This is a genomic window from Burkholderia contaminans (assembly GCF_029633825.1).
GTDB classification, from domain to species: Bacteria; Pseudomonadota; Gammaproteobacteria; order Burkholderiales; family Burkholderiaceae; genus Burkholderia; species Burkholderia contaminans.
Map to the genome: position 1 here is coordinate 906,957 of NZ_CP090642.1, position 15,046 is coordinate 922,002.

At 65.6% G+C, this 15,046-nt stretch carries 12 protein-coding genes and 1 pseudogene; 9 read left to right on the plus strand and 4 right to left on the minus strand.

All coding sequences use genetic code 11. The features are described from left to right. Positions 1-40: 40 nt before the first annotated feature. From LXE91_RS36200 to LXE91_RS36235, 8 genes and pseudogenes are all read left to right on the plus strand, one after another. Positions 41-715: an HNH endonuclease family protein gene (locus LXE91_RS36200; RefSeq protein WP_198113704.1), complete on the plus strand. Its 675-nt coding sequence runs from the start codon at positions 41-43 to the stop codon at positions 713-715. Positions 716-992: 277 nt separating this feature from the next. Next, the gene (locus tag LXE91_RS36205; protein ID WP_135370818.1) at positions 993-1,652 is read left to right on the plus strand and encodes a hypothetical protein; all 660 of its coding nucleotides are present in this window, start codon (positions 993-995) and stop codon (positions 1,650-1,652) included. 27 nt (positions 1,653-1,679) lie between these two features. Next, complete coding sequence (locus LXE91_RS36210) at positions 1,680-1,901, plus strand: hypothetical protein (RefSeq protein ID WP_046197085.1); 222 nt, start codon at positions 1,680-1,682, stop codon at positions 1,899-1,901. A 191-nt stretch (positions 1,902-2,092) separates the two neighbouring features. Continuing rightward, positions 2,093-2,233, plus strand: a pseudogene (locus LXE91_RS36215) (Dyp-type peroxidase); the annotation flags it as partial. Positions 2,234-2,741: 508 nt separating this feature from the next. Beyond that, positions 2,742-3,557, plus strand: a complete 816-nt coding sequence (locus tag LXE91_RS36220; RefSeq protein ID WP_039342440.1) for a family 1 encapsulin nanocompartment shell protein — start codon at positions 2,742-2,744, stop codon at positions 3,555-3,557. 102 nt (positions 3,558-3,659) lie between these two features. Continuing rightward, positions 3,660-3,929, plus strand: a complete 270-nt coding sequence (locus LXE91_RS36225; protein WP_039342437.1) for a hypothetical protein — start codon at positions 3,660-3,662, stop codon at positions 3,927-3,929. 621 nt (positions 3,930-4,550) lie between these two features. Then, positions 4,551-7,397 carry an ATP-dependent Clp protease ATP-binding subunit gene (locus LXE91_RS36230; RefSeq protein ID WP_039342435.1) on the plus strand — a complete coding sequence of 949 codons (2,847 nt, stop codon included), beginning with the start codon at positions 4,551-4,553 and terminating at the stop codon, positions 7,395-7,397. A 125-nt stretch (positions 7,398-7,522) separates the two neighbouring features. Next, complete coding sequence (locus LXE91_RS36235) at positions 7,523-9,802, plus strand: FdhF/YdeP family oxidoreductase (protein WP_039342432.1); 2,280 nt, start codon at positions 7,523-7,525, stop codon at positions 9,800-9,802. A 103-nt stretch (positions 9,803-9,905) separates the two neighbouring features. On the opposite strand, the gene LXE91_RS36240 is transcribed toward LXE91_RS36235, so the two are convergent. Further along, positions 9,906-11,327, minus strand: coding sequence for a purine-cytosine permease family protein (locus LXE91_RS36240; protein WP_039342430.1), 1,422 nt, complete (start codon positions 11,325-11,327; stop codon positions 9,906-9,908). Between the two features lie 396 nt (positions 11,328-11,723). Here LXE91_RS36240 and LXE91_RS36245 point away from each other — a divergent pair, with 396 nt between their 5' ends. Beyond that, positions 11,724-12,647, plus strand: a complete 924-nt coding sequence (locus tag LXE91_RS36245) for a LysR substrate-binding domain-containing protein (RefSeq protein ID WP_039342428.1) — start codon at positions 11,724-11,726, stop codon at positions 12,645-12,647. A gap of 71 nt (positions 12,648-12,718) precedes the next feature. Here LXE91_RS36245 and argE read toward each other — a convergent pair whose 3' ends face one another. Genes argE through LXE91_RS36260 form a run of 3 tightly spaced genes read right to left on the minus strand, consistent with a single transcriptional unit; the run spans position 12,719 to position 14,998 of the window. Continuing rightward, positions 12,719-13,882: an acetylornithine deacetylase gene (gene argE, locus LXE91_RS36250; RefSeq protein WP_039342427.1), complete on the minus strand. Its 1,164-nt coding sequence runs from the start codon at positions 13,880-13,882 to the stop codon at positions 12,719-12,721. Continuing rightward, a complete protein-coding gene (locus LXE91_RS36255) occupies positions 13,875-14,552 on the minus strand; it encodes a DUF1028 domain-containing protein (protein WP_039342424.1) in 678 nt (225 codons plus the stop codon). Before LXE91_RS36255 ends, argE begins: the two co-directional genes overlap by 8 nt. Continuing rightward, positions 14,549-14,998 carry a RidA family protein gene (locus tag LXE91_RS36260; RefSeq protein WP_039342422.1) on the minus strand — a complete coding sequence of 150 codons (450 nt, stop codon included), beginning with the start codon at positions 14,996-14,998 and terminating at the stop codon, positions 14,549-14,551. The genes LXE91_RS36255 and LXE91_RS36260 overlap by 4 nt, the downstream gene beginning before the upstream one ends. Positions 14,999-15,046 lie beyond the last annotated feature (48 nt).

Genomic DNA, 15,046 nt, shown 5'->3' on the forward strand with positions numbered 1-15,046 from the left:
GCGAGAATATGACATTGCAACTCGAGAAGCGGTCTATGCAATGAACCTTCTTGGAATGGTTCAAGTTCGCCCGCTTTTGCTTGCAATCCTAGATAAATTCGAGCCCAAAAAAGTATCAGCAGCATTTAAAAAGCTTGTTGCGGTCGCCGTAAGATTCCAAATCGTTGGTGGCGCAGGCGGTGGCACCTTAGAGCGAATCTACAGCGATGCAGCAAAAGGGGTTACAGAGGGAAAGCTCAATTCAATCCAAGATATATTGAAAGGATTTACCACTCTACCGACTGACCCCACATTCATTGCAGCGTTTTCCGTAGCTACAGTATCGAAGCAGTCACTTGCCAGATACTACCTCCGGATGCTTGAGAGTGGTGTGCCTGGCGCCTCCGGCGAGCTTGTGCCAAGCACCGACGCTGGTCAAGTTAATTTAGAGCACATTCTCCCCATCAATCCGTCTGAAAAATGGATGAAGACATGGTCACTTGACGATGTCAAAGCTTATCAAAAGCGGTTAGGCAACATGGCGATCATGGGAGCAAAAATCAACAGCACCATTGGGAACGAGGAATTCTCAAAGAAAAAATCCAGTTTCTCAACTTCAGCATTTCATTTTACGAACGGGGTAAGCAAGCTTAGCACTTGGAACACGGATGCGGTTGAAAAACGTCAAGCTGCGATGGCCGAAATTGCAGCCAAGGTTTGGTCAATCAAAGGGTAGCCGGTGAAAGTTGCGCTTTTCGGCCGCCCCCGAAAATGTCGCATTGAATTCGAGAGACCGGGACTGCTTACTTGACTACGCAGTCCCGTCCCAATTCCCCGTCTGCTAGAAGACGTGAGCATCCTGCTCGGATCCGAAACGTACGAATGAGAATCCGCGCCGCTACGTCGGCTGGAGCGTAGTGACTTGGTTTTCCAATCGTTACGACCCAAAGATGTCACCACCTCAAGTATGAGATCGCGCTACGTACAAACACAGGCGGACAGAAGATAAGCCCATGAATTACGACACCCTTCCAGAATGGGAAAGAAAAAGAAGAATCTCAATGCAACGAATCGGCCAACATGAAGCCGGGCACCACGTCGTTGCTCGAAGGCTGGGCTTCATGATGGGCCCGCTCGAACTTCGTTTCCAGGGCAGCGGGCATGAGACGGAAGATGTACCGCACGACGGAAGCGCCACAGTCATACTTCATCGTCCCGTCGGCACGACAGATGCAATTTCTGGATATCTCAGAGATCGGGTCCAAGTGCTATTCGCGGGGGTACTCGCAGAATCGCTCTCAAACGGTCAAGTTCAAATCGAGATCGCTCGGAAGGCTGAAATTGAAACCGCAGTATCAGATTTTGCTAAAGCAGCTGAGCATCTTGAGCTTCTGGTCAACCTGCAATGTGCATCAAATCCTGCATTATGTGAACCGGCAGCCCGCGATCGAGCGGTAAAATTACTACGCTGCGAACTTTATGACACTACAAAACAACTTGTTATCGCAAACGCAGATGTGATAGAGAAGATCGGGAGCCATCTCTCCGACAAAGCACGGTCGAACTTCGCAAGATGGGCCACAGTCGAAGCGTCCGAATTTGACGATCTCTTCGTTTCAACCCCTCAGATAATCAATGCCTCCGGGAACGACTTTCCAGAAGGCGCAGTCTGAGCAGATTTACTTTCTCAAGATATCACCATGACGAAGTATCAGACCCAATCTGTCGGGCACGTCGACACCTACGGCGCAGATGCCGAACATCGACGAATTCAAGTGCCGCTCGCTTCGGTACTGCACGTGTTCAGTGAAGGCTTCAATGTCGACGGGAACGAACTGCTGTCTTACGCTGCGACGGTGGATACCGAAACTGGCCAAGTCGTTTTTGATCTTAGGATGAAACGGAGAGGTCCGCTCGACTAAATCACACAGCAATTTATTCGTTTCATCATCCGGTTGGCAGCCGGTGTTAGGCACAGGCTGCCAACCTTTTCAACGGCAAAAAGAGTTGCTACGTTGGACCTACCGACGCAGGTGGCCACGAACACGTTCTCGAGTATCTGTTTGATCAGTGCCGGCGAGCGCGCATATCCAGTGATATAGCTGCCGAATTCGGCAATTACGACCGCCTGCTCGACTACAGCCGCGCGGTTACCGGTTCGCTGTTCTTCGTGCCGGCCGCCGATGCCGCGGCGCCGGAACCGGCGTCATTCGCACCGCATCGCGACGGCTCGCTGAAAGGCGTGCCGTCGTAACGCCCATCGCCAAAGTCCGGCGCGCCCACCGCGCGCCGGGCGAGACGCGCGGCCATGCGATGAACGCCCCTCACTTGTCGTGAAGCTTCAATAGGCTGCGTCTATGATTCATCCGGGCACGGTCCGTGCAACTGAATACCGCCGAGCCCCGGCGTCCGGGAACCCTGCCGGATGAATGTTCGCAAGAATGCACGACACGCGATGGGCCGTCGGCCGCCAACAGGTTCGGCGCGCCATCGGGCCCGGCCCGCGCGACGCGAGCGCCGGCGCGCCCCCGGGGTATCGTCATCCGGTCGCACCGTTCAGCGCATACGCTCCGTCGCCCCACACGCGAATTGCAGAACAGTTGCGCCGCCGCAGGATGTCGTCCGGATTTGTGCTGCAGCGGTGTCAATAGAGCCTGCTAATATTGATTTTCGTCCGCGATCGGCCCGCCGGGCTCAGCGCAGTCCGTCAGCCGATCGGCCCACCATGAAGTGTTTCCGCTGACGTGAGGCAACCCAAACCCATGAATAACCTGCACCGCGAACTCGCCCCGATCTCGTCCTCCGCCTGGGAGCAAATCGAGGAGGAAGTGGCACGCACGTTCAAACGATCCGTGGCCGGCCGCCGCGTCGTCGATGTCGACGGCCCCGAGGGGCCCGAGCTGTCGGCCGTCGGCACCGGGCACCTCGTCGACGTCGCCGCCCCGCGCGAGCTGGTGAATGCGCGGCTGCGCGAAGTCCGCACGATCGTCGAGCTGACGGTGCCGTTCGAGTTGAGCCGCGATGCGATCGACAGCGTCGAGCGCGGCGCGCGCGACGCCGACTGGCAACCGGCGAAGGACGCCGCGCAGCGGCTCGCGTTCGCCGAGGACGGCGCGATTTTCGACGGCTACCCGGCCGCCGGCATCGTCGGTATCCGCGAAGGCACGTCGAACCGCAAGCTCACGCTGCCGGCCGACGTCAGCGCATATCCCGACGCGATCAGCGACGCGCTCGAAGCGCTGCGGCTTGCCGGCGTCGACGGCCCGTACTCGGTCGTGCTCGGCTCGGATGCGTACACGGCACTCAGCGAAGCGCGCGACCAGGGCTATCCGGTCCTCGGCCACATCAAGCGGATCGTCAGCGGCGAGATCATCTGGGCGCCGGCGATCAGCGGCGGCTGCGTGCTGTCCACGCGCGGCGGCGATTACGAGCTGCACCTCGGGGAAGACGTATCGATCGGCTACACGAGTCATACCGACAAGGTCGTCCGCCTGTACCTGCGCGAAACGTTCACGTTCCTGATGCTGACGAGCGAAGCATCGGTGGCCGTGGCGCCGCAGGGCAACACGGCAGCCTGATCGCGGTTGCCCGCGCGATGCCGGCCCGGCGTCGCGCGCGAGCGGCCGCACCGCCGGCCGCATGTTCGTCGCCGATCAAACCCATCTTGCATGGAGTGTGTGATGAGCGAGTCGAATGAGGCATTGCAGGCGCTGCAGGCGTCGGTCGATCACCTGAGGCAGGCGGTCGATGCGAACGCGAGCAGCCACGCCGGCGACACCGCCGTGCTGTTCACCGTCTTGTCGCTGGTCCTGGCGGAGTTGCCGCCCGACACGCGCAACCTGATCGAGGATTCGTTCTCCGTCTGGGCCAATGGCCTGCCGGATGCGGCACTGTCAACGGACGTGAAGCGGATCGCCCGGCAGCGGCTTGCGATGACGCTCCCGGACTGACCGCGGCACGCCACGGTTGCGCCGCGTCCGGCCCGGACCGTGCAACCCGCCCTCGCCTTCGGCCACCCCACACGCATCGTCCGCGGTGCGTGCGTGGTCGACCCTGGCCGCTCGCGGCGCGCGAGCCCTGCGGCGCTGCCGTCGCGCCTCCCCACCCGCGGTGCCTGTCACCTCCCGGCAACGGGCGACCTGCGCGCCGATGTCGCACCGCGATCCGTTCGCGTTCCACCCGCTTCCGCTTCCTGCCATCACACGCTGCGTACGCCGCGCACGCCCGTGCCGCCGTGCGCGCACCCGTCTGTACTCCTTGCCGCCCGTGCGCGCGCGCATGCGAGGGTGCAATTCAGGGCCGGGCCGGTGCGGAACTGTGCCTTGGATAGCCTGCGCCGATTCGCTATTTTGAACGCAGTCGAAGCGATGCCGTGGGCTCCTCCCGGCACGCACGCTTGCCGCCCTGACCGCGACCGTGCACGACGCCGACGCGCGCTGCATGACAGCACCGGTGCCGCCCGCGGGCCGCCGTGCCGCGCGTCGTGCGTTCGTGGTCGGCATGCGCCAAGCGCCGCACCGCATCGGGACTTCACCCTTCGACCCACTTTCACCGACAGGAGCCAGACCACCATGCCCGCACTTTGCGATATCTGCCACGCGCGGCCGGCCGTCGCGCGCGCAACCGTGATGCAGGACGGCGAGCGCAAGACGATCTCGATCTGCGATTACCACTTCCGTCAGCTGATGCGGCATCAGAGCATGCTGAACCCGTTCGATTCGCTGCTGGGTGGTGGCGGCTCGTCGTCGCTGTTCGGCGGGCTCGACGACGAATCGCCCCTCGCGGCCGAGATTCCGCGCGAATCGGTCGACCCGACCGACGCGTTCAGCGAGCAGACGCTGGAGCTGCTGCAGCGCGCGGCCGAGAAGGCGCACGAGCTGCGCCGCAGCGAGCTCGATTCCGAACACCTGCTGTACGCGCTCGCGGACACCGACGTGTGCGCCGCGCTGCTGAAGGAACTGAAGCTGTCGCCGCAGGACATCCGGTCGTACATCGACGAGCATGCGCACACCGGCACGGCCGCCGTCGATGCGCCGCTCGACAAGCTGTCGATCTCGCCGCGCGTGAAGAAGGCCGTGCAGTACGCGTTCCAGGCGTCGCGCGATCTCGGCCACTCGTACATCGGCCCCGAGCACCTGCTGATCGGGCTCGCATCGGTGCCGGACAGCGTCGCCGGCACGCTGCTGAAGAAATACGGCGTGACGCCCGAGGCGCTGCGCCAGAAAGTCGTGAAGGTGGTCGGCAAAGGCGCCGAGGACGGCCGCGTCGATGCGCCGACCGGCACGCCGAACCTCGACAAGTTCGGCCGCGACCTCACCGCGATCGCGCGCCAGGGCAAGCTCGACCCGGTGCTCGGCCGCGCGCAGGAAATCGAGAGCACGATCGAGGTGCTCGCGCGCCGCAAGAAGAACAATCCGGTGCTGATCGGCGAGCCGGGCGTCGGCAAGACGGCAATCGTCGAAGGGCTCGCGCAGCGGATCGTCAACGGCGACGTGCCCGAAGTGCTGCGCGACAAGCGGCTCGTCGAAGTCAACATCAACTCGATGGTGGCCGGCGCGAAGTATCGCGGCGAATTCGAGGAACGCGCGAAGCAGCTGATCGACGAAGTCACGGCGAAGCAGGACGAACTGATCCTGTTCATCGACGAGCTGCACACGATCGTCGGCGCGGGCCAGGGCGGCGGCGAAGGCGGCCTCGACATCGCGAACGTGCTGAAGCCCGCGCTTGCGCGCGGCGAGCTGAGCCTGATCGGCGCGACGACGCTCAACGAATACCAGAAGTACATCGAGAAGGACGCCGCGCTCGAACGGCGCTTCCAGCCGGTGTTCGTGCCGGAGCCGAGCGTCGAGCAGACGATCGTGATCCTGCGCGGGCTGCGCGACAGCCTCGAGGCGCACCACCAGGTGACGTTCGCCGACGATGCGTTCGTCGCGGCCGCCGAGTTCGCCGATCGCTACATCACGTCGCGCTTCCTCCCCGACAAGGCGATCGACCTGATCGACCAGGCCGCCGCGCGCGTGCGGATCGGCGCGACCTCGCGCCCGGTCGACATTCAGGAAGGCGAAGCGCAGATCGCGCAACTGAAGCGCGAGCAGGACTACGCGACGTCGCGCAAGCGCTTCGACGAGGCGAAGCAGTTCGAGGAGCAGATCAACGCGAAGCAGAAATCCGTCGACGAGAAGATGGAGGCGTGGCAGCGCAAGACGGGCTCCGAGACGCTCGAGGTCACCGTCGAATCGGTGGCCGAGGTCGTGTCGCGGCTCACCGGCATCCCCGTGTCCGAACTCACGCAGGAAGAACGCCAGAAGCTGTTGAAGATGGAAGAGCAACTGCGCGAGCGCGTGGTCGGCCAGAGCGACGCGGTGGTGGCCGTCAGCGATGCCGTGCGGCTGTCGCGCGCGGGGCTCGGCCAGACGCACCGGCCGATCGCGACGTTCCTGTTCCTCGGGCCGACGGGCGTCGGCAAGACCGAGCTCGCGAAGGCGCTCGCCGAAACCGTGTTCGGCGACGAACAGGCGATCATCCGCATCGACATGTCCGAGTACATGGAGCGGCACGCGGTCGCGCGGCTGATCGGCGCGCCGCCCGGCTACGTCGGCTACGACGAAGGCGGCCAGCTCACCGAACGCGTGCGGCGCCGCCCGTACAGCGTGATCCTGCTCGACGAGATCGAGAAGGCGCATCCGGACGTTTACAACGTGCTGCTGCAGGTGTTCGACGACGGGCGTCTCACCGACGGCAAGGGCCGCGTGGTCGACTTCAGCAACACGATCATCATCGCGACGAGCAACCTCGGCGCCGCGATCATCATGGACAACCTCACGCAACCGGAAGCCGCACGCAAGACCGACAAGGCGATCCGCGAGGAGCTGATGCAGGTGCTGAAGGGCCATTTCCGCCCCGAGTTCCTGAACCGGATCGACGAGGTGATCGTCTTCCACGCGCTGTCGAAGGAGAACATCCGCGCGATCGTGCAGATCCAGCTCGACCGCGTGGTGCGCACGGCCGCCGCGCAGGACATCACGCTGGTGATGGGCGACGCGCTCGTCGAGCACCTGACCGAAGCCGGCTACCAGCCGGAGTTCGGCGCGCGCGAGCTGAAACGCCAGATCCGCCAGACCATCGAGACGCGGCTCGCGAAGGAGATCCTCGCCGACCGATTGAAGTCGGGCGACAAGTGCGAGGTCGACTACGACAAGGCCAGCGACGAGGTGAAGTTCACCAAGCTCGCCGCGCCTGAAGCGAAGGAAGCGAAAGACGCAAAGGACGCCGACGGCAACGCCAAACCGAACGGCAAGGCGGCCAAGGCAGCGGCAGACGCGAAGGCGGACGACACGCCTGCCGACGCCCCGCCGCCCGCTCCTGCCGCGAAAGCGTCCGGCAAGAAGTCGTCCGGCGCGAAGAAGGACGCGCACTGAAACCCGGCATGCCCCGCACGCACGGGGCACGCATGACCGGCTCCGTCCACCGGACGGAGCCGCCCCACGCCGCGACACGGCGCAAACCGAGCCGCCCACATCGGGCAAGGCTGATGGAGATTCACATGACAAATCGACGCGAAGTGCCAGGCATCAGGAAATACGACGGGCCCGCCGGCGGTTGGGGCGCGCTTCGCGCGACAGCCGATGCGGTGCGCACGCAAATGGAAACCATCGAGGCGCCGATCGTGCTGATGCGGACCAACCAGCCCGACGGCTTCGACTGCCCCGGCTGCGCGTGGCCCGACAAGGAACACAAGTCGACGTTCCAGTTCTGCGAGAACGGCGCGAAGGCCGTCACATGGGAAGCGACGACCAAGCGCGTGACGCCCGAGTTCTTCGCGGCGAACACCGTGTCGTCGCTGCTGCGCATGTCGGACTACGAGCTGGAGAACATGGGCCGGCTCACGCATCCGCTCGTCTACGATCGCGCGACCGACACGTTCCGCGCGATCGAATGGGACGACGCGTTCGCGCGCATCGGCGAAGTGCTGCGCGCGCTGCCGCCCGACCAGGTCGAGTTCTATACGTCGGGCCGCGCGTCGAACGAAGCCGCGTACCTGTACCAGCTGTTCGCGCGCGAGCTCGGCACCAACAACTTCCCCGACTGCTCGAACATGTGCCACGAGCCGACCAGCGTCGGCCTGCCGCAATCGATCGGCATCGGCAAGGGCACCGTATCGCTGGAGGACTTCGACCACTGCGAGCTGATCATCTCGATCGGCCACAACCCCGGCACGAACCACCCGCGGATGATGGGCACGCTGCACGAGTGCGCGCGCCGCAACGTGCCGATCATCGTGTTCAACCCGCTGCGCGAACGCGCGCTCGAACGCTTCGCCGACCCACAGGACATGATCGAGATGGCGTCGTTCGGCTCGACGCGGATCGCATCGACGTACTACCAGGTCGACGCGGGCGGCGACGCGGCCGCGCTGAAGGGCATCATGAAGGCGCTGCTGCAGCTCGAAGCCGAGCGCGGCAACGTGCTCGACCGCGACTTCATCGCGCAGCACACCAACGGCTTCGACGCGTTCTCGGCCGACCTCGAAGCCACGTCGTGGGACGACATCGAGCGCGCGAGCGGGCTCAGCCAGGCGCAGCTCGAACAGGTCGCGCTCGCGTATGCGAAGTCGAACGCGACGATCGTCACGTACGGGATGGGCGTCACGCAGCACAACAAGGGCACGGCAACCGTGCGCCTGATCGCCGACCTGCTGCTGATGCGCGGCAACATCGGCAAGCCCGGCGCCGGAGTGTGCCCGCTGCGCGGCCACTCGAACGTGCAGGGCAACCGCACGGTCGGCATCACCGAGAAGCCGTCGCCCGAGTTCCTGAAGAAGATCGAGGACGTGTGCGGCTTCACGCCGCCCGCCCATCACGGGCATGACGCCGTGCAGGCGATGCAGGCGATGATCGACGGCACCGCGAAGGCGCTGCTGTGCCTCGGCGGCAACTTCGCGGTCGCGCTGCCCGATCCGGAACAGTCGTTCCCGGCGATGGCGAAGCTCGACCTGAGCGTGCATCTCGGCACCAAGCTGAACCGCTCGCACCTGCTGGTCGCGAAGGAAACCTTCGTGCTGCCGGTGCTCGGCCGCACCGAGCTCGACATGCAGGCCACCGGCCGGCAGTCGATCACCGTCGAGGATTCGATGTCGATGGTTCATGCGTCGGCCGGCAAGCTCAAGCCGGCGTCCGACCAGTTGCGCTCGGAGCCGGCGATCGTCGCGGGCATCGCGCATGCGACGCTGCCGGCCAGCAAGGTCGCGTGGCTCGACCTGATCGACGACTACGACCGCATCCGCGACCTGATCGACCGCACGGTGTCCGGCTTCGAGGCGTTCAACGAGCGCATCCGCACGCCGGGCGGCTTCCGCCTGCCGCTGCCGCCCACCGAGCGCGTATGGCCGACGCCCACCGGCAAGGCGATGTTCTCGGTCTACAAGGGCGTGAAGGAAGATGCCGACGTGCTCGGCGCCGAGCAGGTGCTGCGGCTGATCACGCTGCGCAGCCACGACCAGTACAACACGACGATCTACGGGCTCGACGACCGCTATCGCGGCGTGTTCGGCCGGCGCGACGTGCTGTTCATGAACCCTGCCGATCTCGCCAGGTACGGGCTCGAACACGGCGACCTCGTCGACATCGAGACGGTCACCGCATCGGGCCGCACGCTGCGCCTCGAGAAGATCACCGCGATCGAGTACGACATCGCGCCGGGGTCGGTCGGCGCGTACTACCCGGAAGCGAACGTGCTCGTGCCGCTCGACTACATCGACAAGGAAAGCGGCACGCCGTCGTACAAGTCGGTGCCGGTGCGCGTCGCGCGCTCGGCGGTGGTCTGATTCACGGGCGGGCTCGCGGCGCACAACAACCGCGAGCCCGTCCGACTTCCTCCACGGGCCACCGTCTCGCCATCGACGCGGCGGCCCGCCCCCTTCCCCGTGTTTACCGCGCCGCCGTCGGCGGCATCGTCGCGCCCGTCTGCCGGCGCCGGTACGCGCTGTCGCGCGACGCGAGCCAGTAGTACAGCGGCGACGTCAGCGCGAGCCCCACGAGCCACGACAGGTCCGCGCCGCCGAGATGCGCGGGAATCGGGCCCGCATACATCGGCGTGTTCATGAACGGAATCTGCACGAGGATGCCGATCGCATACGCGAGCAGCGCCTGCGGGTTGAAGCGGCCGTAGATCCCGCCATCGACCATGAAGATCGACTTGATGTCGTACTTGCCCTTGTGGATCACGTAGAAGTCGATCAGGTTGATCGCCGTCCACGGCACCAGCACGACGAGCAGCGCGAGCACGAGATCCACGAGGTTGCCGACGAAGTTCGTCGACGCGCCGATCGCCGCGTAGCAGCACGCGACGAAGATCACGACCGACACCACCGCGCGCGTCTTCGCGGTCGGAATCCACTTGTAGGCGAACGTCTGCACCGACGTGATCACCGCGAGCACCGCGCCGTACAGGTTCAGCGCGTTGTGGCTGATCACGCTCAGCAGGAACAGCACGAGCATCAGCGGGCCGAGCGGGCCCGTCGCCTGCTTGACCGCATCCATCGCGTCCGCGCCGGCCGGCACCGCGAGCACCGCGACCGCGCCGAAGATGAACGCGAGCGTCGAGCCGATCGTGCAGCCGAGATAGGTCGCCCAGAACGTCGACGCCACACCGACGTCTTCCGGCAGATAGCGCGAATAGTCCGACACGTACGGCGCGAACGCGATCTGCCACAACGCCGAAAGCGACACCGTCGCGAGCCATCCGGCGAAGTTGAAGCCGCCGCGCGTCAGGAAGTCGTCGGTCGTCACGTGCGTGAGGATCATCCAGAAGCCGACCAGGATGCCGATGCCGAGCACCCACGTGCCGATCCGGTTCAGGATGTGGATGAACCGGTAGCCGACGATGCCGATCAGCCCGGAGCCCACCGCGCCGATCACGATGCCGACGGGCACCGGCACCGACGATGCGATGCCGTGCACCGACTTGCCGGCGAGCACGATGTTCGACGCGAAGAAGCCGACGTACATCACGGCCGCGATCACGGTCACGAGCAGCGCGCCCCACGAGCCGAACTGCGCGCGGCTCTGGATCATCTGCGGGATGCCCATCTGCGGCCCCTGCGCCGAATGCAGCGCCATCAGCACGCCGCCGACCGCCTGGCCGACGACGATCGCGACGATGCCCCACATCAGGTTCAGGTGGAACAGCTGCACGCCGAGCGCGCCGGTCACGATCGGCAGCGGCGCGATGTTGCCGCCGAACCAGAGCGTGAACAGGTCGCGCACCTTGCCGTGGCGCTCCGCGGGCGGCACGTAGCCGATCGTGTGCTTCTCTATCATCGGGGACGCGTTGCGGTCCACGTTCGTCATGGTGATGTCTCCTTTCCTGCGCGACGATGCGCGCTTGCCGTGTCAGCCGGCGCGCGTTGGGGGGGCGCGCCGGCAATCGGGTCCGGATGCGCGAGCGACGACGCGCCGCGCGCACGCGCGGCGATGTCGGACGAAGCGGACGGCGCGCATGCGGAAACGGATGACATGCCCCGTTGCCGCGTGTGCAATCGCTTCGTGATCGTCGTGATCCAGGTTGGAGACGATGGTGCGCCACGACCCTCGCGACCGGAAAATACTAAAAATATTTCCGGGACATACGAAAAAGCTCTGCAGCGGCAATTTCGGCACCGGGAGGCTTTCAGGTAAGGTGCTACGCACAACCATGGACAGAGTGCGCCCGCGGCGGCACGCCGGGGCCGTGCATCAGAGGTGCTTGTGGCTCACTACACTTTGCGGCAACTGAAATACTTCGTGACGACGGTGGAATCCGGCAGCGTGGCCGAGGCGTCGCGCCAGCTCTTCATCGCGCAGCCGTCGATCTCCAGCGCGATCAAGGGTCTGGAGGAAAGCTTCGGCGTGAAGCTGTTCATCCGCCATCACGCGCAGGGCGTGTCGCTCACGCCGAGCGGCACGCGCTTCTACCGGAAAGCGCAGGAACTGCTGCGCATCGCGCACGAATTCGAACAGAACGCGCTGGCCGACAACGACGTGATCACCGGGCAGATCGACATCGGCTGCTTCGAGACGGTCGCGCCGCTCTATCTGCCGCAACTGATCGCGGGCTTTCGCGAGCGCTACCCGGGCGTGAACATCCGGCTGCGCGACGGCGACCAGCAGGAACTCGTGCAGGGCCTCACGTCCGGCACGTTCGATCTCGCGCTCATGTACGACCACGATCTCGACGGCACGATCGAGACCGAGCCGCTGATGCCGCCGCAGCAGCCGTACGTGCTGCTGCCGGAGCACCACCGGTTCGCGGGCCAGACGCACGTGTCGCTGCGCGACCTCTGCGTCGAGCCGATGATCCTGCTCGACGTGCAGCCGAGCCGCACGTATTTCGTCAGCCTCTTTCACGAACTCGGGCTCACGCCGAACATCGTGTTCGGGTCGCCGTCGATCGAGATGGTGCGCGGGATGGTCGGCCAGGGGTTCGGTTTTTCGCTGCTCGTCACGCGCCCGCATTCCGAGTACACGTACGACGGCCAGCGCGTCGTGACGATCGGCCTCAGCGAAACGGTGAGCCCGTCGGGGCTCGTGAGCGCACGGCTGAAACGCGGGCAACTCACGAAGCAGGCGCAGTCGTTCGTCGATTTCTGCCGCGAGCGGCTCGCGCAGATCGTCGCGGAAACGGCGCGCTAAGGAACCGGAAGGAACGCGAACACGCACGCGCCGCGGGATGCGGTGCGTGCGTGTCGATCGGGCGTGCCGCGTCAGGCGGCCGCGCAGAGATGGGCGGCCAGCCGCCCGAGCATCGCGTCGCAGCCGTGGAGCTGGTCGAGCGTGACGAATTCGTCGGGCTTGTGCCCCTGGTCCATGCTGCCGGGCCCGCACACCACGGTCGGAATGCCGGCCTGCCCGAACAGCCCGCCCTCGGTGCCGAACGCCACCGTGCCGAAGGCATCGGAGCCGCTCAGCATCGCGAGCAGGCGCGCGGCCTCGCTGTCGGGCGCGGTCGCAAGCCCCGGATACGCGCCCAGCGGCTGCAACCGAATGTCGGTATCGGGCTGCACCGCGCGCATCCTCGGCAGCAGTTCGGATTCCGCATAGTCCTGCAGCGTCCTCGGCACGTCGTGCGCATCGAAATCCGGCAGCGCCCGTACCTCGAAATCGAACTCGCATTCGGCCGGCACGATGTTCAGCGCGCGGCCGCCCTTGATCAGGCCGGTCTGCACGGTCGAGAACGGCGGATCGAATCGTTCGTCGTGCCGTTCGGGCCGCGCGAGCGCCGCACCGATCTCGCCGAGCCGGCCGATCAGCTTCGCCGCATAGTCGATCGCGTTGACGCCCGACGGCGCGTACGCCGAGTGGCACGCGGCGCCCTTCACATGGCAGCGCATCGCGAGCTTGCCTTTGTGACCGAGCACCGGCTTCAGTTCGGTCGGCTCGCCGATCAGGCACAGGCGCGGCCGGTGCGCGCGCGCGGCCAGTGCATCGAGCATCGGCCGCACGCCGAGGCAGCCGACTTCCTCGTCGTACGAGAACGCGAGATGCACCGGCACGCTCAGCGGCCGGGCAACGAACGCCGGCACGGCCGCGAGCACCGATGCGATGAAGCCTTTCATGTCGGCCGTGCCGCGCCCGTACAAGCGGCCGTCGCGCTCGGTCAGCCGGAACGGTTCGACCGTCCACGCCTGCCCGTCGACCGGCACCACGTCGGTATGGCCGGACAGCGCGATGCCGCCGCGATCGCGCGGCCCGATCGTCGCGTACAGGCTCGCCTTCGTGCGTTCCGCGTTGTAGAACAGTTCGCTCTCGACGCCGAAACCGGCGAGATAGTCGCCGATGAAACCGATCATCTCGAGGTTCGAATCGCGGCTGACCGTCGCGAAACCGATCAGCCGTTCCAGCAGTGCGCGGCTCGCCGTGTCATTCATCGCCCGGCACTCCGTAGCTCGGCGCGGCGGTGGGGTTCAGCGCGCGCGTCTGGTAGTCCTGCATCTGCGGCCGATATGCGTGCCACAGCGCATCGAGCTGCCCGATCGGGTCGGCCTCGGCCCAGTCGACGCGCAGGTCGACGATCGGCCAGGTCACGTCGCCGGCCACTTTCAGCGCGGCCGAATGCACCGGCCCCGCTTCGCCGCCGGCCGCCATCGCCGCATGCATCGCGGCCAGCAGCCGATCGGCGAGCAGGCCGGGCGCCTGTTCGAACGCACGCGCCATCGCATCGATCACGGCCGGTGCGGCCAGCAGGTTGCCCGCCGCCACGCATTGCTCGCCCTGCACCGCGTGATGCGTGCCGAGCGCTTCCTTGCCGGTGAAGCACGCCGTCTGCCCCTGCCCGTCGATCACCGTGACCTGCCGGTACTGGCTCCAGCCGTTCGCGCTCAGCGCGCGGTCGAGCGCCGCGGCGGGCGCGAGCTGCCCGTGCTCGATCAGGTCGAGGATCTGGGGCCCAAGCGCCGGCAGCGTGATGTTCTGCGTCGCGACGGCGCCGACGCCCGCGCGCACCCACGGGCAGCGCGCACCCACCGCGATGCTCGACGAGCTGATCGCGATCCCGAGCTGGCCCGTCTCCGGGCAACGCCCGACGATGGAGAAAGTCATGTCGCCTCCGGTGCGCGGTTCGGCTGCCAGTTGTCCGGGATCACGGCGATCACGTCGATTTCCATCAGCCATTGCGGCTGGCCGAGCGCGGACACGACGAGCCCCGTCGAGATCGGATACACGCCCTTCAGCCACTTGCCGACTTCCTGGTAGACCGGCTCGCGATAGCGCGGATCGATCAGGTAGGTCGTCGTCTTCACGATGTGCGTGAGGTCGCTGCCGGCTTCCTCCAGCAGCTGCTTGACGTTCTTCATCGCCTGCTCGGCCTGCGCGCGCGCGTCGCCGAGGCCGATCAGCCTGCCGTCGAAATCGGTGCCGACCTGGCCGCGCACGTACACGGTGTTGCCGGCCCGCACGGCCTGGCACAGGTCGTTGTCGAGCGTCTGGTTCGGGTACGTATCCTTCGTGTTGAACATGCGGATACGGGTATGGGTGGGTTGGCTCATCGGGATCCTTCAGTCGTCAGGGGTCACGCCGCCGCACCGGAAGCAGAC

Bases quoted from the DNA above. Each gene is read 5' to 3' on its own strand.
- LXE91_RS36200 (WP_198113704.1), top strand. From the start codon at position 41: ATGAACCTTCTTGGAATGGTTCAAGTTCGCCCGCTTTTGCTTGCAATC.
- LXE91_RS36205 (WP_135370818.1), top strand. From the start codon at position 993: ATGAATTACGACACCCTTCCAGAATGGGAAAGAAAAAGAAGAATCTCA.
- LXE91_RS36210 (WP_046197085.1), top strand. From the start codon at position 1,680: ATGACGAAGTATCAGACCCAATCTGTCGGGCACGTCGACACCTACGGC.
- LXE91_RS36220 (WP_039342440.1), top strand. From the start codon at position 2,742: ATGAATAACCTGCACCGCGAACTCGCCCCGATCTCGTCCTCCGCCTGG.
- LXE91_RS36225 (WP_039342437.1), top strand. From the start codon at position 3,660: ATGAGCGAGTCGAATGAGGCATTGCAGGCGCTGCAGGCGTCGGTCGAT.
- LXE91_RS36230 (WP_039342435.1), top strand. From the start codon at position 4,551: ATGCCCGCACTTTGCGATATCTGCCACGCGCGGCCGGCCGTCGCGCGC.
- LXE91_RS36235 (WP_039342432.1), top strand. From the start codon at position 7,523: ATGACAAATCGACGCGAAGTGCCAGGCATCAGGAAATACGACGGGCCC.
- LXE91_RS36240 (WP_039342430.1), bottom strand. From the start codon at position 11,327: ATGACGAACGTGGACCGCAACGCGTCCCCGATGATAGAGAAGCACACG.
- argE (WP_039342427.1), bottom strand. From the start codon at position 13,882: ATGAATGACACGGCGAGCCGCGCACTGCTGGAACGGCTGATCGGTTTC.
- LXE91_RS36255 (WP_039342424.1), bottom strand. From the start codon at position 14,552: ATGACTTTCTCCATCGTCGGGCGTTGCCCGGAGACGGGCCAGCTCGGG.
- LXE91_RS36260 (WP_039342422.1), bottom strand. From the start codon at position 14,998: ATGAGCCAACCCACCCATACCCGTATCCGCATGTTCAACACGAAGGAT.